General features: G+C 71.1%; 23 protein-coding genes. 8 read left to right on the plus strand and 15 right to left on the minus strand.

Annotated elements, in window-relative coordinates:
• Positions 1–85: 85 nt before the first annotated feature.
• The 7 genes from ACESM1_RS02115 to ACESM1_RS02145 all read right to left on the minus strand — a co-directional run bounded on the left by ACESM1_RS02115 (position 86) and on the right by ACESM1_RS02145 (position 6,793).
• Positions 86–1,141, minus strand: coding sequence for a glycosyltransferase family 2 protein (locus ACESM1_RS02115; RefSeq protein WP_372617265.1), 1,056 nt, complete (start codon positions 1,139–1,141; stop codon positions 86–88).
• A 48-nt stretch (positions 1,142–1,189) separates the two neighbouring features.
• Positions 1,190–2,578: an amidase gene (locus tag ACESM1_RS02120; protein WP_372617267.1), complete on the minus strand. Its 1,389-nt coding sequence runs from the start codon at positions 2,576–2,578 to the stop codon at positions 1,190–1,192.
• Complete coding sequence (locus ACESM1_RS02125) at positions 2,575–2,769, minus strand: hypothetical protein (RefSeq protein ID WP_372617268.1); 195 nt, start codon at positions 2,767–2,769, stop codon at positions 2,575–2,577. Before ACESM1_RS02125 ends, ACESM1_RS02120 begins: the two co-directional genes overlap by 4 nt.
• Before the next feature lie 11 nt (positions 2,770–2,780).
• Positions 2,781–3,563: an N-acyl homoserine lactonase family protein gene (locus tag ACESM1_RS02130; protein ID WP_372617269.1), complete on the minus strand. Its 783-nt coding sequence runs from the start codon at positions 3,561–3,563 to the stop codon at positions 2,781–2,783.
• Entirely contained in the window at positions 3,560–4,318 is a 759-nt protein-coding gene (locus tag ACESM1_RS02135; protein ID WP_372617271.1) for an SDR family NAD(P)-dependent oxidoreductase, read from the minus strand. The genes ACESM1_RS02130 and ACESM1_RS02135 overlap by 4 nt, the downstream gene beginning before the upstream one ends.
• Entirely contained in the window at positions 4,318–5,874 is a 1,557-nt protein-coding gene (locus tag ACESM1_RS02140; RefSeq protein WP_372617273.1) for an ABC transporter substrate-binding protein, read from the minus strand. The genes ACESM1_RS02135 and ACESM1_RS02140 overlap by 1 nt, the downstream gene beginning before the upstream one ends.
• Positions 5,875–6,031: 157 nt before the next feature.
• Entirely contained in the window at positions 6,032–6,793 is a 762-nt protein-coding gene (locus tag ACESM1_RS02145) for an ABC transporter ATP-binding protein (protein WP_372617275.1), read from the minus strand.
• Positions 6,794–6,861: 68 nt separating this feature from the next.
• Between ACESM1_RS02145 and ACESM1_RS02150 the strand changes: the two genes are divergently transcribed.
• Together ACESM1_RS02150 and ACESM1_RS02155 are read left to right on the plus strand one after the other, a co-directional pair.
• Positions 6,862–7,635 (plus strand): ABC transporter permease, encoded by a 774-nt coding sequence (locus ACESM1_RS02150; protein WP_372617276.1) that lies wholly within the window; start codon positions 6,862–6,864, stop codon positions 7,633–7,635.
• Positions 7,636–7,652: 17 nt separating this feature from the next.
• On the plus strand, positions 7,653–8,660 hold the full coding sequence (locus tag ACESM1_RS02155; RefSeq protein ID WP_372617277.1) for an ABC transporter substrate-binding protein: 1,008 nt from the start codon (positions 7,653–7,655) through the stop codon (positions 8,658–8,660).
• Positions 8,661–8,679: 19 nt separating this feature from the next.
• On the opposite strand, the gene ACESM1_RS02160 is transcribed toward ACESM1_RS02155, so the two are convergent.
• The 6 genes from ACESM1_RS02160 to ACESM1_RS02185 all read right to left on the minus strand — a co-directional run bounded on the left by ACESM1_RS02160 (position 8,680) and on the right by ACESM1_RS02185 (position 15,661).
• Positions 8,680–10,143, minus strand: coding sequence for an amidase (locus ACESM1_RS02160; RefSeq protein ID WP_372617279.1), 1,464 nt, complete (start codon positions 10,141–10,143; stop codon positions 8,680–8,682).
• Positions 10,140–11,723, minus strand: a complete 1,584-nt coding sequence (locus tag ACESM1_RS02165) for an ABC transporter substrate-binding protein (protein ID WP_372617280.1) — start codon at positions 11,721–11,723, stop codon at positions 10,140–10,142. Before ACESM1_RS02165 ends, ACESM1_RS02160 begins: the two co-directional genes overlap by 4 nt.
• A gap of 76 nt (positions 11,724–11,799) precedes the next feature.
• A complete protein-coding gene (locus ACESM1_RS02170; RefSeq protein ID WP_372617282.1) occupies positions 11,800–12,693 on the minus strand; it encodes an alpha/beta fold hydrolase in 894 nt (297 codons plus the stop codon).
• Complete coding sequence (locus tag ACESM1_RS02175) at positions 12,693–13,478, minus strand: enoyl-CoA hydratase (protein ID WP_372617284.1); 786 nt, start codon at positions 13,476–13,478, stop codon at positions 12,693–12,695. The genes ACESM1_RS02170 and ACESM1_RS02175 overlap by 1 nt, the downstream gene beginning before the upstream one ends.
• Before the next feature lie 13 nt (positions 13,479–13,491).
• Positions 13,492–14,691 (minus strand): CaiB/BaiF CoA transferase family protein, encoded by a 1,200-nt coding sequence (locus tag ACESM1_RS02180; protein ID WP_372617285.1) that lies wholly within the window; start codon positions 14,689–14,691, stop codon positions 13,492–13,494.
• 121 nt (positions 14,692–14,812) lie between these two features.
• Entirely contained in the window at positions 14,813–15,661 is an 849-nt protein-coding gene (locus ACESM1_RS02185) for an IclR family transcriptional regulator (protein ID WP_372617287.1), read from the minus strand.
• A 141-nt stretch (positions 15,662–15,802) separates the two neighbouring features.
• On the opposite strand from ACESM1_RS02185, the gene ACESM1_RS02190 reads away from it, so the two are divergent.
• Entirely contained in the window at positions 15,803–16,561 is a 759-nt protein-coding gene (locus tag ACESM1_RS02190) for an SDR family NAD(P)-dependent oxidoreductase (protein ID WP_372617288.1), read from the plus strand.
• 865 nt (positions 16,562–17,426) lie between these two features.
• Here the strand turns inward: ACESM1_RS02190 and ACESM1_RS02195 are convergent.
• Positions 17,427–17,567, minus strand: a complete 141-nt coding sequence (locus ACESM1_RS02195) for a hypothetical protein (protein ID WP_372617289.1) — start codon at positions 17,565–17,567, stop codon at positions 17,427–17,429.
• A 130-nt stretch (positions 17,568–17,697) separates the two neighbouring features.
• On the opposite strand from ACESM1_RS02195, the gene ACESM1_RS02200 reads away from it, so the two are divergent.
• Positions 17,698–18,243, plus strand: coding sequence for a hypothetical protein (locus ACESM1_RS02200; RefSeq protein WP_372617291.1), 546 nt, complete (start codon positions 17,698–17,700; stop codon positions 18,241–18,243).
• Between the two features lie 433 nt (positions 18,244–18,676).
• Here the strand turns inward: ACESM1_RS02200 and ACESM1_RS02205 are convergent, their stop codons facing one another.
• Complete coding sequence (locus ACESM1_RS02205) at positions 18,677–19,468, minus strand: IclR family transcriptional regulator (protein WP_372617294.1); 792 nt, start codon at positions 19,466–19,468, stop codon at positions 18,677–18,679.
• A 155-nt stretch (positions 19,469–19,623) separates the two neighbouring features.
• On the opposite strand from ACESM1_RS02205, the gene ACESM1_RS02210 reads away from it, so the two are divergent.
• The 4 genes from ACESM1_RS02210 to ACESM1_RS02225 all read left to right on the plus strand — a co-directional run bounded on the left by ACESM1_RS02210 (position 19,624) and on the right by ACESM1_RS02225 (position 24,286).
• Positions 19,624–20,577: a dihydrodipicolinate synthase family protein gene (locus ACESM1_RS02210; protein WP_372617296.1), complete on the plus strand. Its 954-nt coding sequence runs from the start codon at positions 19,624–19,626 to the stop codon at positions 20,575–20,577.
• Between the two features lie 20 nt (positions 20,578–20,597).
• A complete protein-coding gene (locus tag ACESM1_RS02215) occupies positions 20,598–21,572 on the plus strand; it encodes a Bug family tripartite tricarboxylate transporter substrate binding protein (RefSeq protein WP_372617298.1) in 975 nt (324 codons plus the stop codon).
• A gap of 19 nt (positions 21,573–21,591) precedes the next feature.
• Positions 21,592–22,758 (plus strand): mandelate racemase/muconate lactonizing enzyme family protein, encoded by a 1,167-nt coding sequence (locus ACESM1_RS02220; RefSeq protein ID WP_372617327.1) that lies wholly within the window; start codon positions 21,592–21,594, stop codon positions 22,756–22,758.
• Between the two features lie 601 nt (positions 22,759–23,359).
• Positions 23,360–24,286: a hypothetical protein gene (locus ACESM1_RS02225; protein ID WP_372617299.1), complete on the plus strand. Its 927-nt coding sequence runs from the start codon at positions 23,360–23,362 to the stop codon at positions 24,284–24,286.
• Positions 24,287–24,534 lie beyond the last annotated feature (248 nt).

Consider the following 24,534-nt stretch of genomic DNA (forward strand, 5'->3'; position numbering starts at 1 on the left):
AGGCATCCTGGCGTGGAACGCGCGCGGCGCTGATTCCTCGCGAGATCACGCAGCGCAGCATGGGGCTTGCCGTGCCGTGGTGCAATCACCCGCGACGTGCGGCCTCCACGCCGCGGAGCAGGCCCGGCAGGGGCGAGAGCACCTCCTGCCGAAGGCGGCACAGCAGCCCACCCCTGTGTGCCATGTCGTTGCGCCGGATGTAGTCCCGCGCCGCCGGCGTGAGGCGGTACAGCGCCTCGTGTCCGGGCGGGGAGCGGAAGGCGCGCCACATGCGCAGCGCGGCCACGCCGGCGCGCAGCCCCTGGCCGAGCACGCCGTTGCGCGCGCCCTTCACCTGATACGCCAGGAACCGAGGCAGCACCGCCAGGGGGGACGCATGCTTCATCTCCACATAGAGGCGGTTGCGCACGAAGTAGAACCAGCGCGTGCCGTTCCAGGCGAAGCGCCGCTCAGGGCTGACCTTGTGGCGCACGCCGATATCGCCACGATAGCGGATGCGCTGGCCGAGGTTGATCGCGCGCAGGCAGAAATCGAGTTCGTCGAACAGGAAGAACAGGGCGTCGTCGTAGCCGCCGGCGCGGGTGAAGTCGCGGCGGCGCAGCGCGGCGCCGGCGCCGACGAAGGTGATCACGTCGAAGCTCTCGCCGGCGCGCCGCAGGAGTCCGGCCGGATAGCCCCAGGAGGAGACGTCGTCCTCCCCGGTCGCGTGCACCAGGATGCGGCAGGCGATCGCGGCGAGGCCCGGGTCGGCATCGAGCGCACCGACCGCGCGCGCCAGCGTGTCCACGCTGGCGAATTCGGCGTCGTTGTCCAGCGCGAAGACCACGCGGCCGCGGCCGAGCGCGGTCGCGCGGTTGCGCCCGCCGGCGACGCCCCAGTTGCGATCGAGGCGGACCAGCGTCGTGTCCGTCGCCCCCTCCACCGCGGCGGCCAGGCGGGCCAGGTTCTGCGGCGCGCTGCCCTGGTCGGCGACCCAGACATGCTTCGACAGGCCGGCCTGCGCCCGAGCCGAGGCGATCGCCTCGACCGTTTCCTCCGCACGATCGAGAGCGAGAATGACGACATCCGCATCGTAGTCCGGCGCGAGCGCGCCACGCTGGCCGGCCACGTGCTCGGGCGCCGGGTAGTCCGGATAGGCCATCCCGGCAGGCTAGGCAGTGGCGACGGGTCCTGGAAAGGAGATTCTGGCCTAGAAGGCTGGCCGTCGCCTGGCTTCGGCAGTCGCGCGCTCGAAGGCGCGGCCGGCGCGAAGCACCATTGCATCCTCGAAGGGACGGCCTGCGATCTGTGCGCCGACGGGCAGTCCACCCTCGCCATAGCCGGTGCAGACCGAGGCGACGGGTTGGCCGGTGATGTTGAAGGGGACGGTGAGGTTCGGCGTCCGCACCGTGGACCATGTCCTGATGCTCTCGATGGGCGGCGCCTCCGCAGGCTGGCCGGCGGTGACCAGCAGGTCGCAATCCCGCATCGCCGCCGCCACCGCCTCGGACAGCTCCCGCCGGCGGCGCTGGGCCTGGACGTAGTCGAGGCCGGTGATGAGGGCGGCCAGCGCCAGGCGCTCGCGCAGGATCTCGCCATAGTCGTGGAAACGCGTGCGCATCCAGGTCTCGTGGACCGCCAGCGCCTCCGCCATCAGGATCACCCAGCCCGCCGCGTGGAAATCCGCCAGCGGGGGCAGAGCCACCTCGCGGATCTCCGCACCCTCGCTGCGCAGCACCTCCGTCAGATGCGCAAGGCCGGCTCGCACGGCAGGGGTGGCCGGCAGATCCGTTTCATGGAAATGCCGGATCACGCCGACGCGCAGGCCGCGCACGCCGCCTTCCAGCCCGGCGAGCAGGTCGGGCGGCGGACGTTCCGCCGAGGAGGGGTCCTCCGGGTCATGGCCGGCCATCGCCTGCAGCAGGATCGCGCAATCCTCGACGGTCCAGGCCAGCGGTCCGGCCGTGTCCATGCTGTGCGACAGCGGCAGGATGCCGCGCCGGCTGCACACTCCGTAGGTCGGCTTGACGCCGGCGACGCCGCAGAGCGCTGCGGGAAGCCGGATGGACCCGCCGGAATCGCTGCCGGTGCCGCCCAGGATGATCCCGGCCGCGACCGCCGCCGCCGTGCCGGTGGAGGAGCCGCCGGTGAAGCGGGAGGTGTCCCAGGGATTCCGCGCCGGCGGCCAGGGCAGGTCAAAGGAGGGGCCGCCCATGGCGAACTCGTAGGTCGCGCATTTCCCGAGCATCACCGCGCCGCCGCGCTCCCAGGCCTCCACGGTCGCGGCATTGCGCCGCGGCACGTGGTCGAGCAGCAGGCGCGAATGGCCGGTGGTAGGGATGCCGGCCGTCCCGTAGATGTCCTTGTGGGCGACGGGGATGCCGTCGAGCGGGCCGCGCAGCGTGCCGGCCATCTGCCGCGCCTCGGCCTCGCGCGCCTGGTCCAGCGCCAGATCTTCCGTGATGCGGATGAAGGCGTGGAGCTTCGGATTGAGCCGGTCCGCACGTGCGAGAGCGGCACGGGTCAGCTCGACGGGCGACAGCTTGCGCGCGGCGATCAGCCGCGCCGCTTCGGCCAGGCTGCCGGGCAAGAGGCTCATCGCCCGCCTTGCAGCGGCGCGAAGACGGGGGCCGGCTCGACCTCCAGGGGACGCGGGTGGTGCAGCCGCTCCAGCAGGACGGCCAGCCCGGCGGCACCGTCGCGCAGGCTGGCGCGGCCGGCAGGGTCGAGCGCGATGCCGGCGCGCGCCAGCAACGCGTCGAGCACCTCGTCCGAGATCGGCTCGCCCATGCTCCGCCTCCTCAATCCAGCCGCGCGAGCCAGCCGGCCGCGCCGGGTGCGGCCGGTGCGTGCGCATCCACCACCCAGGGATCGTGGCCCGGGATGACGAGGTCGGGCGCGTCCGCCAGCGCCGTCACCGTGTCGAAGGCGTCGAGCGCGTCGCCGACGTGATACAGCACCGGGAAGGGGATGCGACGGTCGAGATTGGCGCGGTGCGCCAAGGCATCGGTGGCCAGGCACATCCAGCCACGCCGCGTGCGCAGGCGTGCCACCTGCAGCCCATCGGTGTGCCCGCCGACATGGTGCAGCGTGAGGCCCGGCGCGAGCGTCGCCTCGCCATCGTGCAACACGAGCCGGCCCTCATGCAGCAGCGCCGTGGCCGCCCCGATGTCCGCCACCTCGTAGCCCGCGCGCAGCACGGCGTGGCGCATCGCCGGGCCGTTCACATAGGCCATCTCCCGCGCCTGCAGGTGGAAGCGCGCCGCCGGGAACAGGCCGGGCTGCCCCGCATGGTCCCAGTGCAGATGCGTCTGGACCACCGTGTGCACATCCGCAGGTGAGGCCCCGAGCAGCGCGAGCGCCTCGTCCAGCCCATGGATATCCGTCTTGCCATAGCGGGCGCAGCGTTCCGCATCGGCGCCGGTGTCCATCACCACCAGTCCGCCAGGGCCGCGCAGGATGAAGGCGTGGTAGGCGACCGGCATCGCAGCCTCGCCGCCCGAGCTGCCGAGGAAGTTCTGGAAGGCGCGCCGCGACCGGTCCACCGCGTAGCGCAGCGCGAAGGCTTCCCAGAGATCGCTCATGCCCGAAGCCCCATCAGGGAAAGGCCGCCATCCACCGCAATGGTCGTGCCGGTGACATAGGCCGCGAGGTCGCTGCACAGGAACAGGATGGCGCCAGCCACATCCTCCGGCGTGCCGGTACGGCCGGCGGGGATTAGCCCGAGTTTGCGCTCGCGCCATGCCGGATCCTCGCGCGCGCCGCGATTCAGATCCGTCTCGATGGTGCCCGGCGCCACGGCGTTCACGGTGATTCCGGCGGGCGCGAGCTCTAGTGCCATCTGCCGCGCCAGCCCGCCGATGCCGGCCTTGGAGCTGCCATAGGCGACGAGACCCGGATTGGGCATCCACTGGTTGACCGAGGAGGTGAAGACGATGCGCCCGCCGCCGCGCATCAGCCCGGCCGCCTCCCGCGCCAGGGCGAATCCCGCCTGCAGGTTCACCGCATGGATGCGCGCGAACTCCGCATCCGTGGTCTCGGCGAGCGGCTTGCGCAGCAGCGCGCCGGCATTGGCCACCAGGATGTCGAGCCCGCCCATCGCCTCCGCTGCCCGGTGCGGCAGGCGCCCGGCAGCGGCGATGTCGGCGAAGTCGGCCTGCAGCACCGGGCCGCCCGTCTCCGCCGCCAGCGCCGCCGCGGCTTCGGGCTCGGCCAGGTGATGCACCGCGACGCGGGCGCCGGCGCGCGCCAGCATGCGTGCCGCCGCGCGCCCTATTCCCTCGGTGCCGGCGCCGGTGACGAGCGCCCGCCGGCCTTCCAGGCTGACCTGCACCGCCATCAGCGGGCGGCCGGCTTCACCTCGATGGCCAGCGTCTCCTCATCCGCGCGCGGGGTGAAGGCCACGCGGTCCGCACGGCCGGCCCAGATCGCCTCGAAGGTCAGGATCGGCACCACCAGGTTCCGCGCGATGGTCTGCTCCATCACCTCCTCCAGCAGTCGGCGCCGCTCGGCATCGTCCAGCGTGCGGCGGCCGCGCTGGATCAGCGCATCGATCTCCGGCACCGAGATGCCGGAGTAGTTGATCGCGCCGAGGCCCAGCTCGCGGTTCGGCGTGTGGATCTGGCTGGTGAGGAAGTAGCTGCTCTCGCCCGTCAGGCTGCCCCAGCCCGCGGCATGCAGCGGCCATTCGCGCCGCGCCCGCTGCGGGAAGAAGGTGGTGCGCGGCTGGGTCGAGAGGTTGACGCGGATGCCGACGCGCTGCAGCTGCTGGGCCGCGGCCTCGCAGATCTTGCTGTCATTGACGAAGCGGTCGTTCGGGCAGGCCAGGTCGGTCTGGAAGCCGTTCGGGAAGCCCGCTTCGCGGAGCAGGGTGCGGGCGCGCTCCGGGTCGAAGCGGGCGGCGGGGATGCGCGTGGAATGGCCGAAGAAGCCCTCCGGCACGGCCTGGTTGGCCACGCGCGCACGGCCTTCCATCAACCGCTCCACGATGGCTTGGCGGTTGATGGCCAGCGACATCGCCTCGCGCACGCGCGGGTCGAGCCAGGGGTTGCGCGGCAGGGGGTTGCCCTGGGTGTCGCGCACGCCGGGCAGCGGATCCTTCCCGACCTCGGGGAACAGCATGTAGACATAGGCGGAGGGGCCGCCGAAGACCTGCGTGCGGCCGCCCTGCAGACGGCCGACATCCTGCAGCGGCACGCCGTTGATGAAGTCCACATCGCCCGAGAGCAGCGCCGCGACGCGCGACCCGTCATTCGCGATGGGACGGAAGGTCACGCGCTGCCAATGCGCCGCGCCGCCGAAATAGCCGTCGTTCCGCTCCAGCACGAGCGGCTGGCCGGGCTGCCAGGAGGAGAAGCGATAGGGGCCGGTGCCGATCGCCGCCTGGCCGCTGTTGAACTCCGAGGTGGAGCGGACGCCCTTCGCCGAGGAGATGATGAAGATGTTGGAGATGTTGCTCGGCAGCAGCGGCACCGGGCCGTTGGTGATGAAGCGGACGGTGCGCTCGTCCACCACCTGCACCTCGCGGATGCCCTGCACATAGGTGGCGTAGGAGTTCGGGTTGTTGGGCACGCGGGTGACGCGCTCGATGGTGAAGCGGACATCCTCGGCGGTCAGCGGGCTGCCATCGTGGAAGCGCACGCCGGGGCGCAGCTTGAACTCCCAGGTCGTCTCGTCCACCGCGCGCCAGCTCTCGGCCAGCGAGGGGCGGACCTGCAGGCTGGGATCGCGGGAGAGCAGCGTGTCGAAGATGTTGCGCAGCGCCGAGGTGTTGGAGCCGAGCAGGTTGAACTGCGGATCCATGGTCCCCGGCTCGGTCTGCATGCCGACCGAGAGGTTCTGGGCGGCAGCAGGCATGGCGAGCGCGCAGGCGAGCAGGGCGGCGGCGAGGCGCATGTCGGAGGTGCTCCTTGTTCGATTCCCGCGAAGTCAGGCCCACCTTTCCGACACTGTCAACGGCGTGTCCCGGAGCGCGGCTCCAGGGCCACCGAGGACCGGGAAGGCAGTCCGCAGGTCAGCTGGCAGCCATGCCGCCAACCACCTCGCGGAGGGTTCACATCCCAAGCAGTCCGTAGATGCGCCGCGTGTAGCTGCCGAAGAGCTCCGTCGTCTTCACAGACAAGCCGCGCGGGTGCGGAAGCTCCACCGTGAAGTCATCCGCCATGCGCGCCGGGCCGGCAGTGAGCACGACCACGCGCGTGCCGAGGAACACGGCCTCGGCGATCCCGTGCGTGACGAAGACGATGGTCTTGCGGCTTTCCGACCAGATCCGCAGCAGCTCCAGGTTCATGCGCTCGCGCGTCAGCGCATCCAGCGCACCGAAGGGCTCGTCCATCAGGATCAATCTCGGGTCGTGCAGCAGCGCGCGCGCGATCGAGGCGCGCTGCTGCATGCCGCCCGAAAGCTCGTGCGGCCAGCGCGCTTCCGTCCCCTCCAGCCCCACCAGCTGCAGCAGGTCTCGCGCGCGGTCGCGCGCCGGCTTCATCGGCAGGCCGAGGATCTCCGCCGGCAGCAGCACATTGTCGAGCACGCTGCGCCAGCGCAGCAGCAGCGGCTGCTGGAACACGATGCCGACGTCGCGCGCCGGATCGAACGGCCGCCCGCCCCCCAGGCTCACCTCCCCGGAATCATGCCCCTGCAACCCGGCCAGGATCTTGAGCAGCGTCGTCTTGCCGCAGCCCGAGGGGCCGACGAGGGAGACGAGTTCGCCCTCCTCCACGTCGAAGCTGGCTTCCGAGACCGCGAGCACGTCGCGCCCGTTGCCGGCGCGGTAGGTCTTTCGCACGCCGCGCAGGCGGATGAAGGGCTGGTGCATGCGCACATCCTGCTTGCGGGCCCCGCCGCGACGCAAGTAGGCTCCGCACGCGCAGCCGGGAAGGGCCGATGGGCTACCGCGCCGTCCTCTACTACCTTCCGAGCGCGCTGGCGCTCGCCATCATGCTGGTCGCCTGGCACCTGCTCGTCGTCGGGCTCGAGGTGAAGGAATTCGTGCTGCCCGGGCCGGTCGCTTCGATCGCCGCGCTCGCCGAGCCGCGATTCGCGTGGGGGCTGAACACGGCGGCCACGCTGCTCGCGGTCGCCGGCTCCTTCGTCCTCTCGGCCGTCCTCGGCATCGCGCTCGCGGTGGTGGTGGTCTGGGATCCACGGATCGAGCGCGTGGTCATGCCGCTGCTGGTGCTGTTCAACACCCTGCCGAAGATCGCGCTCGCGCCGCTGTTCCTGCTGTGGCTGGGCTACGGCATCGTGCCGAACGTCCTGATCGGCGTGACGGTGGCGTTCTTCCCGATGGTGATCAACACCGCCGTCGGGTTGCGCGCGGTGGAGCCCGACCTGCTCTCGCTGACCCAGGCGATGCGCGCGACGCGCTGGCAGGTGCTGCGCAAGATCCGCTTCCCGAACGCGATCCCCTACATCTTCGCCGGGCTGAAGCTGAACGCCAGCATGTCCGTGGTCGGCGCCATCGTCGGCGAGTTCGTCGCCTCGGAACGGGGGCTCGGCGCCGTCATCATGGCCGCCGGCGTCACGCTCGACACGCCGGCGATCTTCGCCGCGCTGATCCTGATCTCCGTCCTCGGCCTGGCGATCTATGCGCTGGTCGTGGTGGCGGAACGCTGGCTGACGCCGTGGGAACGGCACGAGGACACGGCAACCGCTTGAGGGAGGAGAATACGTCCATGACAAGGATCCACCGCCGCGCTGCATTGTCGCTTGGCGCCGCCACGCTCGCCGCGCCTTTCGCCTCGCGCGCCCAGGCGCCGGCGCGCGTGACCTTGCAGCTGAACTGGTTCGGCTCGGGCGACCATGCGCCGCTCTACCTCGCACGCAAGCGCGGCTTCTACACCGAGGAAGGGATCGACCTCACGATCAACCGCGGCACCGGCTCGGCCGACACGGCCCGCCGCATCGAGGTCAAGCAGGCCGATTTCGGCATCTCCGACGCGCCCACGGTGATCGCCGCCGTGGCGAAGAACGCCGACCTCGTCATGCTCGGCGTGGTGTTCGACAAGGCGGCAAACAACGCCTTCTTCTACAAGGAACGCAACTTCCGCACGCCCGCGGACCTGGCCGGGAAGAAGGTGGCACTGCCGCCGGGCGACAGCCACCGCATCGTCTGGCCAGCCTTCGCACGCGCCAACGGGGTGGACCCGGCAAGCATCACCATGGTGAACGTGCGGCCCGAGGGGAAGCAGGCCATCGTCGTCTCGCGCGAGGTGGATCTCTCCTTTGATCTCTACTCCGGCTATCCCCTGTGGGAGCGGGCACTCGGCCAGGGCAATGTCGGCCACATGCTCTGGGCCGATCACGGCTTCCAACTCTACGGGCACACCTACATCGCGCATCGCGACACGGTGCGGGAGCGCGGTGACCTGTGCCGGCGCTTCCTGCGCGCGACCTATCGGGGCTGGGCGGCGGCGGCGGCGGACCATGGGGCAGCGGTGGATGCGCTGGTCGCCGATGCCGGCGCCGGACTCGAGCGCGGCGCGCTGCTCGCGGCCATGCCCTATGTGATGGAGCTCTGCGTCACCGAGCGGTCGCGGGAGCACGGGCTCGGCTGGATCCTGCCGCAGCTCATGTCGTCCACGCTCGACATCACCGCCTCGGGCGGCACGCTGGAACGCAAGCCGGAACTCGCTTCGCTGTTCACGAACGAGTTCAACTCGCGGATCAAGCCGGCCGCCTGAATGCCGGGGGCTCGGCGGTTCAGCCGCGCCCCCGCGCCTCCAGCGCTGCGAGGTTGGGGATCGGCCGACGGAAATCCGGCAGGTCCCGGAAGTGCTGCTCCAGCGCCAGGGCGGCGTCCAGGGTGAAGCCGTCGGCGCCGCGCGGCCCCACCACCTGCAGGCCGAAGGGCATGCCATTCTCGTCCAGCCCGCAGGGGATGCAGATGGCCGGATGCCCCATCATGGAGATGCCGTAGGTGACGCCGGAGGTGTCGAAATAGCCGGTCAGGGGGATGCCCTCCATCTCGGTCGGGAAGGGCAGCATCTTCGGGAAGGGCGTCAGGGCCTGCGTTGGCAGCAGCAGCAGGTCGTGGCGGCCGAAGAAGTCCTGGAAGGCGCGGTACACCCGCGTCTGCTCGGCATGCGCATCCGCCAGGTCGGAGAGGCTGTAGCGCAGCCCTTCCTCGTAGTTGCTGCGCGTGTTGCCGCCCAGCAGCGCCGGGTCGCGTTCGTAGTATTTGCGGAATCCCGCCAGGAAATTGGTGCAGCGGATGACGCGGTAGGCACGGTCGATGCCCGCCATGTCCGGATCCTCCGCCTCGCAGCGCGCAAGCGCCGGCGCCAGCGCCGCCATGCGGGAGAGGAAGACGCGGCGGATGCTGGGCGCCACCGGCGCGAAGCCGAGATCGACGCTGGTCGCCACCCGCAGCGCGGCGAGATCCACCGGCCGGCGCAGCGTCAGCGTGTCCGGATCGCCGAGCAGCGGATTGGCCATCGGGTCGCGGCTGTCCGCGCTGGCCATGGCGCCGAGCAGCAGCGCCGTATCCGCCACGTCGCGGCCCATCGGCCCCTGCACCGACAGCACCGACCAGCCCTGCCGCCGCCGTTCCGAGGCGACGAGACCCGGCGTGGGGCGGAAGCCGACCACGCCGGACCAGGCGGCCGGCTTGCGCAGCGATCCGCCGGTATCGGAACCCGTGCAGAGCGGCAGCATGGAGGTGGCGAGCGCCACCCCCGACCCGCCGCTCGATCCCGCGCAGGACAGCGCCGGATCGAAGGCATTGCCGGTGGCGCCATAGACATCGTTGAGCGTGTTGCCGCCGGTGCCGAATTCCGGCGTGTTGGTCTTGGCGAGGATGATGGCGCCGGCCTGGCGCAGGGCCGCCACTATCCGCTCGTCCTGCTCCGGCACATGGTCGCGGAACATCGGCGAGCCGTAGGTGGTGCGCAGTCCCGCCGTGTCGTTCAGGTCCTTCACGCCGACCGGCAGGCCATGCAGCGCGCCGAGTTTCCCGCCGCGCATCACCGCGGCCTCTGCCGCCCGGGCGGCCTCCAGCCCCCGCTCGAAATCGGTCGCGACCACGGCGTTCACCGCGGGGTTCACCGCCTCGATGCGGCGGATGCAATCCCGCAGCAGCTCCACCGGGGAGATCCGGCGGGTGCCGATCAGCCGGCGGAGCTCCACCGCCGGCAGGTCGCAGAGCAGCGCCTGCGCCTGGCTCATTGTGCCCGCCGCGTCGCCATGGCGAGCGTCGCCTGGTTGGCCTGCGGCGTGTAGGCGAGGTCCGGCTTCGTCGCCCAGGTCGAAACCCAGAAGACCAGCGGCAGGATCGCCCGGTCGTTCATCACGGTCACCATCGTCTCCTGCAGGATGGCGCGACGGCGATCCTCGTCCACCGTCACCAGCGCCTGCCGGATCGCCGCGTCCACTTCGGGGTTGGAGTAGCGGCCGCGGTTGGATCCGCCATAGGCGCCGCCGCGGGTGTGGACGATGCCGACGAAGGTGCCGGCCGCCTCGCCGGTGCCCGCACCCCAGCTATGCAGCATGTGCGACAGCTCGAAGCGCAAGGTGCGGCCGGAATAGACGGTGTGCGGCATCGTCTCGATCGCCGTGCGGATGCCGATGCGGCCCCACATCGACGCGATCGCCTGCACGGTGCGCGCAGCGTTCACGATGCGGTCGTTGCTGGTGTGCAGGACGATGCGGAAGCCGTCGGGATAGCCGGCCTCCGCCAGGAGCTGGCGGGCGCGCTCGGGGTCCGGCGTCTCCGGCTGGATCGCCGGATTGTAGCCGAAGAAGCCCTCCGGGATGAGCTGGTTGGCGCGCACTGCCTGCCCCTCGTTCACCCGCTCCACGATCACGTCGCGGTCGATGGCGAGCGACAGGGCTTGGCGCACGCGCAGGTCACGCATCGGGTTGCGGGGCAGCGGGTTGCCGGCGTTGTCGCTGGCATTGCCGGCGATCGGCACCTCGTTCTGCACATCGACCGAAAGGAAGGTCATGCGATTGGTGCTGCCGGACCACAGGCGGACGCTGTTCTCGCTGCGCAGCCGTGCCATGTCGGTGCTCGGCACTTCGTTGATCATGTCCACGTCGCCGGCCAGGATCGCGGCGACGCGGGCCGGGCCGACGGTGATGATGCGGAAGGTCACGCGCTCCCACGGCTCCGCGCCACCCCAGTAGTTCGGGTTCCGCTCATAGACCATGCGGTCACCCGGGCGGTGCTCCGCCAGGCGGTAGGGGCCGGTGCCGATCGCCGCCCGCACCGCCTGGTAGTCCGCCGTGCTGGCGCCTTCGCCGTGGCGGCGGGAGATGATGGCGACGGAGCTGAGGTCGATCGCCAGCAGCGGCGCGGGGCCATCCGTGTGGATGCGGATGGTGTGCGGATCGACGACCTCCACGCGCTTGATCTGCTTGGTGAAGGTGCCGAAGGAGCTCGGGCTGTTCGGCACGCGCGGGGCGCGCTCCAGCGAGAAGGCGACGTCGTCCGCGGTGAAGGGCGTGCCGTCATGGAAGGTCACGCCGCGGCGCAGCCTGAACTCCCAGGTGGTCTCGTCCACCAGCCGCCAGGACTCCGCCAGGCCAGGCCGGATCTGCTGGCGTGCGTCCTGGTGCGTCAGCGCATCGAAGACATGCCGCGCCTGGGAGTTGTTCACGCCGTTGTTGTGGAAATGCGGATCGAGCGAGGTGGGCGGCGCGGCCAGGCCGATGCGCAGCTCCGCGGCCTCGGCGGCGCCATACAGGGGCACGGCGGCGAGCAGCAGCGCCAGGCCGCCGGCGGCGAGGCGGGGGATGGTGGGCATCGCGGTCTCCTTCTCCGTGCCAGCACCGCTGGCGTTGCGATACGCCAGCACCGCTGGCGCTGATGCGCGGTCTCCCTCACTCCGGCAGCAGCAGGCCGGACAGGATGGTGTTGAAATCGTCCGCCGCCTCGTAGCTGACCCAGTGGCCGGCGCCGGGGATGGCGCGGAAGGGCAGCGCCGGGTCGGCGGCTTGCAGCACCTCGCGCCGCGCATCCAGCGCGCCGCGCGCGATGTTGTCCTGCTCGCCCCAGATGGCCGCCAGCCTGCCGCGCAGCGCAGGCAGGCTGCGGCGCAGGACGTCGGTGCGGCTGATCTCCGGGCTGCGCACGCGGCCGGCCTCGGCATTGCGCTCCTGCAGATGCAGCGCCAGCGGGTCGATGCGACGCGGATCGGCGAACATCAGCACCTCCAGAGTCTGCCGGTGCACCGCCAGCCGCGCCGCGCGGTCCGGTAGCCGCCGCCAGGAGCCCATCGGCGCCATCGCGGCGCGCGGCAGGCCCAGGCCGTTGGCGCCCACGATGACGAAGCGCCGCAGCGCCGGCCCCAGCCGCACCGCCACCGGCCCGCCCAGCACGCCGCCGAAGGAGAAGCCGACGAGGTCCACCCGGCAGCCGGCGGGCAGCAGGCGGTGCAGGCCCTCGACGATGATGGCTGCCATGGCATCCGGGTCGTCGGGCTGCGGCGGCGTGGCGGATTCGCCCAGCCCCGGCAGGTCCACGGCCAGCACCTGCCACCGGCGCGCCAGCGGCAGCACATTGCGGATCCAGTGGTTCCAGGACCCGTAGCCGCCATGCAGCAGCACCAGCGGAGGGCCTTCGCCCCAGATGTGCCAGACCAGGCTGCCCTCGCCGCAGGGGGTTTCCGCCCGCCTGGCAAGCCCCGCGACATGCGCCTCGATCTCCGCCGGCGTCGCGCCCAGCGCGGCGAGGTCGGGCGGGATCGGCGCCAGGGCGGGCAGCAGGTCCTGCATCAGCGCCCCTGGAAGGCCGGCTTGCGCTTCTCCATGAAGGCGCGGCGGCCCTCGGTGTAGTCGGCGCTGTTGAAGCAGGTCTCGACATGGCCGCGCATCATCGCCGCGTCCTGCTCGCTCTCCGGCTTCATCAGTTCGTTCACGATGGCCTTGGACGCGCGCTGCGACAGCGGGGCCTTCTCGGCCAGCGTGGCGGCGTAGCTGCGCACCACCTCCTCCAGCGCCTCCGGCGCCGCGACGCGGTTGATGAGGCCGACGCGCAGTGCCTCTTCGGCGTCCAGTCGCCTGGCGGAGAACAGGATGTCCTTGGCCACGGATGGCCCGACCAGGTTCACCAGGCGCCGCAGATTGTCCTGCGAATAGGCGATGCCGAGATTGGCGGCGGGGATGCCGAACCGCGCATCATCCGCTGCGAAACGCAGGTCGGCCGCCATCGCGATGCCGAGCCCTCCGCCCATGCAGAAGCCGCGGATCAGAGCGATCAGCGGCTTGTCGAAGCCGTTGAGCGCCGCGCGCGCACCGTCCGACACCGCCGAGTAGGCGGCCGCGGCTTCGGCATCGGCGCGCGACTTCTCGAACTGCGAGATGTCGGCGCCGGAGACGAAGGCCTTGTCCCCGTCGCCCTGCATCACCACCACGCGGATCGCCGGATCGGCCTGGAAATCCTTCACGATCTCCGCCATCGCGCCCCACATCTCGAGAGACATGGCGTTGCGCTTCGCGGGATTGCTGAAGGTCATCCAGGCGATCCCGCCGGCCTTCTCCGAGAGCATGCGCCCGGTCATCGTCCGCGCTCCCTCAGACCACGTTGCGCTTGCGGAGCTGCCCGATGGTGTCAGCATCGTAGCCGATCTCCCGCAGCAGCGCGTCGCTGTGCTCGCCGAGCTCCGGCGTCGGCATCCGCAGCGTCTCCGGCTGCGGGGCGGCGGACATGTTGATCGGCTGCCCGACCACGCCGAGCGTGCCGAGCGCCGCGTGCTCCACCTTCCGCGCGATGCCGAGATGCTGGACCTGCGGATCCCCGAAGGTCTGGTCGATGCTGTAGATCGGGCCGCTCGGCACGCCCGCCCTGGTCAGCAGGTCCACCAGCTCCTGCCGGCTCATCCGGGCGGTGATCTCGGCGATCGCGGCGTTCAGCGCGGCGCGGTTGCGGCGGCGCTTGCCGGAGTCGCTGTAGTCCGGGTGCGTGATCAGGTCCGGCCGGCCGAGCGCCTCGCACAGCCGGCGATACAGCCGGTCGCCGGCGGCGGCGATGTTCACCGTGCCGTCGGTGGTGGGGAAGACGCCCGTCGGCGTGCTGGTCGGGTGGTCGTTGCCGGCCTGGCCGGGCACCTCATGGTCAATCAGCCACCGGCTCCCCTGGAAGTCCAACATGGCGATCTGCGCTTCCAGCAGCGAGGTGTGCACCCATTGCCCCACGCCGGTGTGCTCGCGGTCGAGCAGCGCGATCAGCACGCCCTGGGCCAGGAAATGGCCGGAGGTGAGGTCGGCGATCGGGATGCCGACGCGCACCGGACCCTGGCCCGGCAGGCCGGTGATGGACATCAGCCCACCCATGCCCTGCGCGATCTGGTCCACCCCCGGCCGCGTCGCATAGGGCCCGTCCTGCCCGAAGCCCGAGATGCTGCCATAGACGATGCGCGGGTTCACCGTGCGGCAGGCCTCGTAGTCCACGCCGAGACGGGTCTTCACGTCGGAGCGGTAGTTCTCCAGCACCACATCCGCCGTCTCGACCAGCTTGAAGAAGATCGCCTTCCCCTCGGCCTCCTTCAGGTTGAGCGTCAGGCTGCGCTTGTTGCGGTGCAGGTTCTGGAAGTCGGAGCCATGCCGCTTGCCGATCAGCCCGCCGCCCGGCTCGTCATCCAGCGCCGCCGGCGGCTCGATCTTGATCACGTCGGCGCCCCAATCGGCCAGTTGCCGCGCCGCGGTCGGGCCGGCGCGATGCGCGGTGAGGTCGAGCACCCGGAAACGCGATAGCGGCAGACGCGATGACGACATCATTTTCCTCCGACCCTGGTGCCCCGTGCCCAGACAGCCGCCGAATGCCAACACACGGCGCTGGCCGACCGCAAGCACGGCGCGCGGCCGGTTTCCGCCCATCGGAATGTGAGTTGCGCCATCAGCGCCTGGCGGGCGGGGCCGCGGGCAAGCTGCCCATGACACGCGAGAGCCGGGTCGCGCGCTCCATCAACAGCCGGGCGAAGCGCGCCTCGTCCCCCGCGCCGAACCTCGCCTGCGGCAGGGTGATGCAGAGATCGGCGACGATGCGGCCATGTGCGCCGAAGATCGGCGCGGCCATGCCCACTGCGCCGCTTGTCTGCTCGCCGCGCGTGATCGCGTAGCCATGCGCGCGGATCCGCGCCAGCCGCCTGGCCAGCACGGCACCCTCCGGTGGCGACCGGCCGTTGACCGGGGACAATTCGCCGCGCCCCAGCACATCCTCCAGATCCTGCCGCCCGAGCCAGGCGAGTATGCACAGGCCCGTGGCGCCCCACAGGAGCGACCGGGCGCGGTGCATGCGGATCTCGTAGGGCAAGGGCTGTGCCGCCGGCGCCTTGTCGATGAACATCATGGTCAGGGCCTGCGGCAGCAGCATGCCGAGCATGCAGGTTTCCGCCGTCTCGCGCGCCACCTCCTCCAGCACCGGACGGGCCAGGCGCAGCACACCGGTCTTGCGGGCGGCCAGCGCGCCGATCCGGCTGAACTCGGCACTCACCCGATAGCGGCGACGTGGCGCGCGCTCGATCATGCCGGCCTCGATCAGCTGCTCCAGCAGCCGGTGCAGCGTGCTCGGCGCCAGGCCCAGCTCGCCAGACAGGTCCTTGATCGACACGCTGGCGCCCGCCTCGGCGAAGCTGCGCAACAGGCCGACGACACGGGACACGACGCTGACGCCGGCTGCGCCGCTCAGGGCCTCCGCCGGGGCGGTCCGCATTGCCGAAGGCGTGCCCGGAACCGCGGCTGCCATGCATCCTCCGCTCGCCGATCCACTGCGGCGCCGAGCGTGCATTCCGCTGGGTGGAAACCGGCAAGTAAGGCCCCGTCGCCGCCGGAGATGCAATGGTAATGTCATCCAGGTCATGTTCAACGCAGCTGGGGGAAGACACCGATGAGCACAGCCGAGGGAGTGCTGGCGGGAAAGGTCGCGATCGTCACCGGCGCGGCGCGGCGCAATGGGCGCGACACCGCCTATGCGCTCGCCGGTGCCGGCGCCGCCGTGGTGGTGAACACCCGCGCCTCGATGGCGGAGGTGGAGGCGGTGGCCGCGGAGATCCGCGGGCGCGGCGGCAGGGCCCTCGCCATCCAGGCCGATGTGACCTCCGAGGCCGACGTCGCCCGCATGGTGGCGACGACGGTGGCCGAGTTCGGCCGGCTCGACATCCTGGTGAACAACGCCGCCGACCGCGCCATCGCCCCCTTCGTCGAGATGGAGCTGGCGGAGTGGCGCCGGGTGACCGGCATCATCCTGGATGGCGCGTTCCTCTGCGCCCGCGCTGCCATCCCGCACATGATCGCGGCCGGCGGCGGGCGCATCATCAACATGGGTGGCGTCACCGGCCATATCGGCGCGCACCAGCGCGCCCATGTCAGCACCGCCAAGGCGGGCCTGGTCGGCCTGACCAAGGCGCTGGCCGTGGAGTTCGGCGGCGACGGCATCACGGTGAACTGCGTCGTGCCCGGCAAGATCGGCGGCCCGCGCAGCGCCACCGCAGGCGAAGCGCCGGGCAGCGGCGGCGCCCGGGTGCTGACCGGCGGGGAAGGCAGGACGGAGGAGGTGGCGGCCATGATCCTGCACCTCTGCCTGCCGGTCAGCCGCTTCATCACCGGCCAGTCCATCCATATCAGCGGTGGCGCCTACCTGCCCTGACCCGCCCCCGGCCGTCCGCGCTGCCCAAAGCGCATCCGGAGCGCGGCCGACGACGACAGGGATCTCGAATGGCTGGCGAAGGTGGGCAATGCCTTCGTCGCCGCCTTCCGAAGGATCGCGTGGCCTCCGCGGCTCCGCTGACCTGCCCACCGGAGCAGCGGCGCGTCGCTTCGAGATCGATTGGCGCCGCGCCGGCAGAAATCGCCTCAGCAGGCTGACAGCGCAACGGTCCAATGCTGGACGGCCGCGGCACAACCTCCCGGCGTCCCAGCCTCGGCACGAGGTTCATGGGCACGCGGAAGCGAATGGAATGATGGCGGTTCCTGCTCAAGAGGCAGGACGGGGCGGTTCGGCCCATGTGGTGCGACCTGTGCTACAGGCGCTGCCCAGGGTTACCGCAATTCCTTGATTTCAACGGCGGGTGGTGGAGCTGAGGGGAATCTCCACCACGGCAGACACGTCGAAATCAGCCAGGAACAAGGGCTTCTCGCGAGAGAGGCACCGGTCCTATGTTACACGATGTGTTACGCGGTGTGTAGCATGGAGAACGCTCGGGTGGCTCACAGCGGTCACTGAAGTGGTGACAAGGGTGTGTCTTGGCACATCACCATGCGCACCCGCTGGAGCGCGCCGGGATCGGGCAGCGGATCGCCATCCACGGCGGCAAGGTCGGCGAGCAGGCCCGGCCCAGGAAGCCCCTGTCGAAGAGGTGGCAGATCCGGTCCGCCGTGCCGGTGAGAGCCCCTACCGCCTGCGCCGGCGATGCCCCGAGCCGCACCAGCTCCGCGGCAGCCCAGGTCTGCCGGCCATGCGTGTTGTCGCCGCCGAAACCGGGCGGGATGCCGCGTGCAAGGGCAAGCGGCACTCAGCGCCTGATGGTCGCACAGCCCGCCTCCAGCCGGGCGGGAGTGGCCGCGGCCGCCAGCGCCATGCCGTCGGGTCGCAGGAAGCGCCCGAGGGTCGCAACCAGCGCCGTGCCGTTCGCCGCGATGGCCTCAAGCGCCACGCCCCAATCTGATGATTTTCATGGCCGCCAAGGCGATCGCGTTGCGCCACGATGGTCATCTACCCATAGGCTGGGGATGGGAACGCCCCGCCAAACCCCTGCCGCCCAGACTGCCGACTGGCTCGAGCAGATGCAGAAGAGCATGGAGGCTCAGCGCCCGGGCAATGCCTGGTTCGCGATGACCTTCCACCCCTGCCTCGGGCGCCAGGACGACATCCAGGCCGAGATCTGCCTTCATCGGCTCGACGGCCACATCGCCAGGGTTCTCTTCGGGAGCAGGTGGAGGAATGGGCCGGCACGCCGGCAGCGCCCCTGGGCGGCGCTGATCGGCCAGGACGGTGTGCAAGGATTCCACTTCCATGGCCTGGTCGCTGTCCCGGCGGCTGACGCACTGCGGTTTGAGTTCGCCGCGCAGGCAGCGCAGCGTGACGTTGCCCCATATGGCTCGGTCCACCTGCAGCAGCTCACCACCGAGCGTGTCTGGCTGGACTATGCGACACGCCAGATGCGGCTCTGCAACTCGACCGCCTTCATCGTCCTTCCCGCTTCCCAGCCCTGCCCCTTCACGCTCCTGCCCAAATCGCGCCGATCCCACGCCCTCGCAGCCTCAAGCCACGCACCTCAACCGAACCAGCCAGCACTCGACCAACCAGCTCCCCCGCAAGCCCTCCTCTAGCCAGCAATCTCGACGACAGCCCCGACAGCAGGGGACGCGAAGGGCACATCTGCAGCGCGTCTCGTCAGTGCCGACTTCCCGACTTTGGGGAGCGGAGATGTCGTCGCTGTGATCAACAGCAGGCCTGTTCACAACGGGAACATCGCCGCAGGCACAAATGTCGAGGCGGCCTCTGCCGCGCGCCCAGAGGCCGCCTCCGAGCTTTTGGCGCGATCACCCTTCAGTCCGCCCGAGCAGCCATTCCAGACGCTTCCCGGATGCTCCCGTCACGCAGCCAGCGAAATGTCGGCCTGCCCTCTGGCGGCTGGCCGCGGGGCACCCAGGGCACGGGCCTCTATGCGAGCCGCGTCACCCGCGGTCGCCGCCGCTGCGCCAGCGTTGATCGCGCTCGGGCGCCCCCACGCTCGGTGTGCTCAGTCTGGCCGGTCGCGGGCTACCCATCCGTCGTCATCATCGGCGGCAGCCGGGCCGCGATCCGCCGTGCCGCGGCCATCACCTCCGGGCCGAGCGCGGCGAGCGCGTCGCGGCTCAGGCGGAAGGCCGGCGCCGTCAAGCTGATGGCGCCCGCAGGCCGGCCCTGCCGGTCCAGGATCGGCACGCCCAGGCTCCGCACCTCGGCAGCCTGCTCGCCGTCATCCAGGGCGAAGCCGCGCTGGCGGCTCTCCATGAGGTCACGCTCCAGCGCGCGGCGATCGGTGATGGTGCGCGGCGTGTGGCGTTCGAGCGCGATGGCATCGAGCAGGGCCGAAAGTCGGCCCGGCGGCAGGAAGGCCAGCACCGCCTTGCCCGTGCCGCTGCAATAGGCCGGGCCACGGGCGCCGACGCGCAGGCGGAAGCTGACCGGCTGCGGGCTGTCCGCCTGTGCCAGGTAGAGCATCTCGGTGCCCTGCAGCACGGCCAGCCGCACCGTCTCCCGCGTTGCGTCGCGCAGCCGCATCATCTCCTCCTCGGCGGCGCTGCGAAGGTCGATCCCGGTCCAGGCGCGGTTCGCCAGCTCGACCAGGCGCAGCCCCAGCCGCCAGCCCCCGCGTGGGTCCGGCATCACCAGGCGCTCCTCCTGCAGCGCAGCGAGGATGCGGTGCAACGTCGCCTTCGAATGGCCGGTGGCGGCGAGCAGCTCGGCGAAGCGCGGTGGCTCCGCCGCCTCGGCGATCACGGCGAGCACCTCGACATGGCGGGCGAAGACGCCCTTCGGCGGCACCTCGGCAGGCGGCAGGTCCGGCATAGCGGCACCACACCACGGTTCCGATCAATGGAACAGCGGCGGCGCAGCACCGAGAGGCGCTTGACCCGGCCTTCGTCTCACATGCACTCTCATTCAATAGAACTTAGTTCCATCTGATGGAACTGACGGGTGTGTAGATCACGGAGGAAACGCGATTGTCGCCACTGCCCCGCCTGTCGGGCGTCCATCCCATCCTCTACGCCTTCTACGGTCCCGACGGCCGGCTCGACCGCGACGCGCTGGACCGCCAGGTGGATATGTGCCTCGCCGCCGGGTGCCACGGCATCGCGCTGCTCGGCCTGGTGACCGAGGTGTTCCGCCTCTCCACCGCCGAGCGGCTGGACCTGGTGGGCTGGGCAGCCGCCCGCGTCGCGCGGCGCGTGCCGGTGATGGCGACCGTCGCCGAGGCCTCGGTGCACGGCCAGCTCGACTTCATCACCGAGGCGAAGCGGCGCGGCGCCGACTGGGTCGTGCTGCAGCCGCCGCCGGTGAAAGGCGTGCCCGAGCGGGAGATCCTGCGCTTCCTGGGTGAGGTCGCCGATCGCTCGCCACTACCCGTCGGAATCCAGAACAACCCGCTGAACATGGATGTGTCGGTCTCGAACGACGCGCTGCTCGCCCTCCATCGCAACCATCCGAACATCCGCTTCATGAAGGCCGAGGGACCGGCCGTCTCGGTCGCCGCCTTCGCGCGGGAGGCGTCGCGCAGCTGCGATGTCTTTGCCGGTCATGGCGGCATCGAATGGCCGACCAATCTGCGCAGCGGCTGCCAGGGCCTGATCCCGGCGCCGGAGCTGGTGGATGCGCAGGTCGCGCTGTGGCGTCTCTGGTCCGCGGGCGAGACGGAGCGCGCCGAGGCGCTGCACCGCGCCATCCTGCCCGTCATCGTCTTCATGTCGCGCTCGCTGCCGCTGCTGATCGCTTACGGCAAGCGGCTGATGGCGCTGCGGATGGGCTGGCACGAGGTGCATCCGCGCCTGCCGGAGCCCGGCGTGACGCCCTTCGGCATGGAGGAGATCAGGCGCTTCGCCGAGCTGCTCGGGCCGCTGCCGATGGCGCCGGATGCGCCGCTCTCGCCCGCGCTGCGCCTCGCCGCGGGCCTCGACTGACGCAACAAGGAGGAAGCACCATGCAATCCACACGTCGCGCCCTGCTCGCCGCCGCCGGCGGGCTCCTCGCCGTTCCCGCGCTCGCGCAGGGCGGCTGGCCGGAGCGCAACCTGCGCCTGATCGTCCCGCTCTCGCCCGGTGGCATCGCGGACATCCTCTCGCGGCTCGTCGCCGAGCACCTGCAGGCGCGGCTCGGCCGCCCCGTCGCGGTGGAGAATCGCACCGGCGCCGGCGGCGCCATCGGCATGGAGGCTGTCGCCCGCGCCGCGCCGGATGGCTACACGCTCGGCATGGGCAATATCGCCGCGAACGCGATCCTGCCCGCGCTGAAGCGTGGCAACCTGCCCTTCGACCCGGTGCGGGACTTCACGCCGATCTCGCAGGTCGCGCAGACGCCGAGCGTGCTGGTGGTGAACCCGCGGAAGGTGCCGGTGCAGGACCTCCGCGGCTTCCTCGATCACATCAAGGCCAATCCAGACAAGCTGAGCTTCGGCTCCTCCGGCGTCGGCACCAGCCTGCATCTCGGCATGGAGCTGCTGATGCTGGAGACCGGCGCCAGGATGACGCATGTGCCCTTCCGCGGCTCCTCCGACATGATCACCGCGATCGTCTCCGGCCAGGTGGACATGGCGCTCGACGGCTTCGCCACCGCCTGGCCGCATGTCGAGGCCGGCCGCCTGCGCGCCATCGCCGTGCCGACCGCCGAGCGCCTGCCCTTCGCGCCCGACCTGCCGGCGATCGCGGAGCTGGTGCCCAGCGTGCAGCTCACGCCCTGGCACGGCATCATGGGCCCCGCCGGCATCCCCGCCCCGGTCGCCGAGCGCCTCTCCGCCGAGATCGGCGCCTTCCTGCGCATGCCGGCGACGGTGGAGCGCATCCGCGGCATGCGTGCGGTGCCGGCGCCGAGCTCGCCGGCGGAATTCGGGCGGCTGATGGCGAGCGAGGCGGAACGCTTCCGCAGCCTCGTCGAGCGCACCGGCATCACCGTGGGCTGAGGCGCTGCCAGTGTCGGAGATGATCGCCGCCGTTGAAACCTACGTCGTCGTCGTGCCGCGCGACGTGCCCTACCTCGGGCCGCTGCGCGAGGGCGAGACGGTCAACAGCCGCGGCTACTTCATTCGCCGCGGCAACCGCTCGGTCTATCCGACCACCGACACCTCGCTGCTGGTGAAGGTCACCACCGCATCGGGCGCCGTCGGCTGGGGCGAGTGCTACGCGATCGTCGCGCCCGGCGCGGTGGCGGAGATCCTGACCGACCTGCTCGGCCCGCTCTGCATCGGCCGCGACCCGCGCGACCCGGTGCCGCTGCACGAGGACCTCTACGACACGATGCGGGTGCGCGGCTTCTTCGGCGGCTATTTCGTGGATGCGCTGGCCGGGCTCGACATCGCGGTGTGGGACCTCGCCGCGCGGCTGGCCGGCCTGCCGCTGCACCGGCTGCTGGGCGGGCGCCGGCACGCGACGCTGCCCGCCTATGTCTCGGGCCTGCCGAAACCCACGCTGGCCGAGCGCGTGGCGTTCGCGACCGAGTGGGCGGCCAGGGGATTCGGCGCGGTGAAGTTCGCCGCCGCCGTCGCCGACGAGGGCGCGGAGGCGGAGATGGCGACGCTGCGCGGCGCGCTCGGCCCGGACATCCGCATCGCCTGCGACATGCATTGGAAGCACACGGCGCTCGCCGCCACGCGGCTGATCGACCGCCTGCACGCCCACGACCTCTGGTTTGCCGAGGCGCCGGTCGCGCCGGAGGACATGGAGGGCCAGCGCGAGGTCGCCGCCAAGGCGCGGACCTCCATCGCGCTCGGCGAGGAGTGGCGCACCGCCTTCGAATACCGGCCGCGCCTCGTCGCGCGCTGCATGGACGTGATCCAGCCGGAGATGGCGCATACCGGCGTCACCGAGTTCATGAAGATCGGCCGCATGGCCGAGGCCTTCCATTGCCGGATCATCCCGCATGCCTCGATCGGCATCGGCATCTTCCAGGCGGCGAGCCTGCACGCCTCGGCCGCGCTGCAGAACTGCGACGGACACGAATACCAGCACTCGATCTTCGACCGGAACCTGCACTTCGTCGAAGGCGGTATGCGCTGCGAGGCAGGCTTCTACCATCTGCCCGAAGGTCCGGGCCTAGGTGTCGCGCCCGGCGCCGAGATGTGGCGATTCGCGCGCCGGCACGAGGGGTGATGCGGCGGGTGTGCTGGACCGCGCCGGAGGGCCGAACCGGGGATGAACACCCGTGCAGCCCGAGCGTTTGCGCCCCATGCCAAAGCGCCAGGCTGCCCAGTAACGAAGGACCGCCGACTGGCTGGCCGCCTACCGCGCTCTGGCGGGATCCTATCGTTTCGGCTTCTGGCTCTCCATGGCGGCCTATGCGCTGGGGGCGGTCGCATTCTGGACCCTTCGCCATCCGATCAGGCGCTGAGGCTGTCCGCGGGGGCCTGCCTCCCGCCTAAAGCGCCCCGCGCCGTCCTGATGAGCCGCGTCACGACCATGTCGCGGCCGTAGCCCAACGCGTGGTGATCCTGAAGGCCGAGCGGACGGTGGCTGGCCTGGCCGTAGCACAACTTGGCCCTGCCGAGCCTGCCGGGATGAAGATGCGCGACGGGAACAAGAAGCTGCCCAGGCGTAATTCCAAGTAGATTGGCGGCGCATTTTCATAGCTATCCTGGTTTATTCGCGGCCGCCGGCCGTTTTCCGCGTCGTCGCAGCCTTCTGCTTACCCCCCTTTTCCCGTAGGGGCGCCCTGCCGCGTGGCGGCCAGGATGCGAGGCGAGAGGGAGCGCGGATGCGGGGTGACGGCGATGCTCGGGCAGACGTTCGGTGGTTCAGCCATGCCGAGGGCGCGCAGGAGCTCGGAATCAAGGTCAAGAGCTTCCGCCGCCTTGCCGCACGCCAGGGCTGGGAGCGGATGAGCGGCAATGATGGCGGCGACCGCGTCGCGGTGCCTGTCGAGGTGATCGACCGCTACAAGCTGCGGCGCACCCCGGCACAGACCGCCACCTCGCGGCTCGGACGCGAGGGCGCCGTCACCGTGGCCGAGACGATCGCCGGCCTGCTGGCGAGCCGCTACGCGGCCGAGGCGCGGGCCCGTGGCCTCGAAGCCGAGCTGTCGCAGCAGCGGGAGCGCGCGACGAAGGCGGAGGCTGCGACGGCGGAGCTGCGGCGCATGCTGACCCTTGCGGAAGGGGTGCTGCGGAGTGCGTCCGACGCGCGTGGCGAGGCCGAGACGGCTGCCGCGCAGGCGCGCGACGCAGCCGGCCATGCCTTCGCCGAGGCCGAGCAATTGAAGCGCGAACTGGACGCCGCGATCGCGGAAGGTGGCGGACTGCGGGAAGCTCTCTCCGCGCAGCAGGTGGAGCGGGAGAGGCTGCGGGCGGATCTCGACGGTGCCGGCGCCGCGGCACGCGAGGCCGAGACCGCTCTGCGCCTCGCACGGGAGGCGGCGGAGGAAGCTGAGCTCGCACGTCGCGAGGCGGAGGCGCGTGCCAGCGCGGAGGCCGCCCACGCTCTCGATGAGGGTAGGCGCGCCGCCGAGGCGGTGCAGCGCGCTGAAGAAGCCGAGCGCCGCGCGGCCATCGCGGAGACGCGCCAGCAGGCCCTGCGCGCCGAGGCCGAGCGCCGGGCCGAGGAGGGCCGACGCCAAGCCGCGGCCGAGGCTGCCGCGAAGGCCCGGGCCTCGCAGCCCTGGTGGCGGAAGGTGTTCAGGCGTTGACCCACGGCGCGGTGGTTCAAGCCGTCTGCGCGGCGCCTTGCGCAGCAGCGCGGTTGGACGGGACGGCTCGAGACGGCGCGCAGCGTCGCTGCTGACTGGCGGCCGTGCCCGGGGGAGCAAGGGCGACAGCCGCTTCCCGCCCCTCCATGACGTGTATTAGCCAGGACTTGATCTGACAGACGGCGCTGGCTGTTCGAGCCGTTGGGCGTGTCTGTTGTGGTCAGTGGCGCATGATCTTCTCCCTGGCG

The sequence above is a fragment of the Falsiroseomonas sp. genome (assembly GCF_041690465.1).
In the GTDB taxonomy this organism is placed as follows: Bacteria; Pseudomonadota; Alphaproteobacteria; order Acetobacterales; family Acetobacteraceae; genus Falsiroseomonas.

Coding starts and splice junctions, on each gene's coding strand:
- ACESM1_RS02135 (WP_372617271.1), bottom strand. CDS start 4,318: ATGGCGGTGCAGGTCAGCCTGGAAGGCCGGCGGGCGCTCGTCACCGGC.
- ACESM1_RS02140 (WP_372617273.1), bottom strand. CDS start 5,874: ATGCGCCTCGCCGCCGCCCTGCTCGCCTGCGCGCTCGCCATGCCTGCT.
- ACESM1_RS02160 (WP_372617279.1), bottom strand. CDS start 10,143: ATGAGCCAGGCGCAGGCGCTGCTCTGCGACCTGCCGGCGGTGGAGCTC.
- ACESM1_RS02180 (WP_372617285.1), bottom strand. CDS start 14,691: ATGTCGTCATCGCGTCTGCCGCTATCGCGTTTCCGGGTGCTCGACCTC.
- ACESM1_RS02115 (WP_372617265.1), bottom strand. CDS start 1,141: ATGGCCTATCCGGACTACCCGGCGCCCGAGCACGTGGCCGGCCAGCGT.
- ACESM1_RS02215 (WP_372617298.1), top strand. CDS start 20,598: ATGCAATCCACACGTCGCGCCCTGCTCGCCGCCGCCGGCGGGCTCCTC.
- ACESM1_RS02225 (WP_372617299.1), top strand. CDS start 23,360: ATGCGGGGTGACGGCGATGCTCGGGCAGACGTTCGGTGGTTCAGCCAT.
- ACESM1_RS02185 (WP_372617287.1), bottom strand. CDS start 15,661: ATGGCAGCCGCGGTTCCGGGCACGCCTTCGGCAATGCGGACCGCCCCG.
- ACESM1_RS02190 (WP_372617288.1), top strand. CDS start 15,803: ATGAGCACAGCCGAGGGAGTGCTGGCGGGAAAGGTCGCGATCGTCACC.
- ACESM1_RS02165 (WP_372617280.1), bottom strand. CDS start 11,723: ATGCCCACCATCCCCCGCCTCGCCGCCGGCGGCCTGGCGCTGCTGCTC.
- ACESM1_RS02120 (WP_372617267.1), bottom strand. CDS start 2,578: ATGAGCCTCTTGCCCGGCAGCCTGGCCGAAGCGGCGCGGCTGATCGCC.
- ACESM1_RS02145 (WP_372617275.1), bottom strand. CDS start 6,793: ATGCACCAGCCCTTCATCCGCCTGCGCGGCGTGCGAAAGACCTACCGC.
- ACESM1_RS02170 (WP_372617282.1), bottom strand. CDS start 12,693: ATGCAGGACCTGCTGCCCGCCCTGGCGCCGATCCCGCCCGACCTCGCC.
- ACESM1_RS02175 (WP_372617284.1), bottom strand. CDS start 13,478: ATGACCGGGCGCATGCTCTCGGAGAAGGCCGGCGGGATCGCCTGGATG.
- ACESM1_RS02220 (WP_372617327.1), top strand. CDS start 21,592: ATGATCGCCGCCGTTGAAACCTACGTCGTCGTCGTGCCGCGCGACGTG.
- ACESM1_RS02155 (WP_372617277.1), top strand. CDS start 7,653: ATGACAAGGATCCACCGCCGCGCTGCATTGTCGCTTGGCGCCGCCACG.
- ACESM1_RS02150 (WP_372617276.1), top strand. CDS start 6,862: ATGGGCTACCGCGCCGTCCTCTACTACCTTCCGAGCGCGCTGGCGCTC.
- ACESM1_RS02200 (WP_372617291.1), top strand. CDS start 17,698: ATGCAGAAGAGCATGGAGGCTCAGCGCCCGGGCAATGCCTGGTTCGCG.
- ACESM1_RS02125 (WP_372617268.1), bottom strand. CDS start 2,769: ATGGGCGAGCCGATCTCGGACGAGGTGCTCGACGCGTTGCTGGCGCGC.
- ACESM1_RS02205 (WP_372617294.1), bottom strand. CDS start 19,468: ATGCCGGACCTGCCGCCTGCCGAGGTGCCGCCGAAGGGCGTCTTCGCC.
- ACESM1_RS02130 (WP_372617269.1), bottom strand. CDS start 3,563: ATGAGCGATCTCTGGGAAGCCTTCGCGCTGCGCTACGCGGTGGACCGG.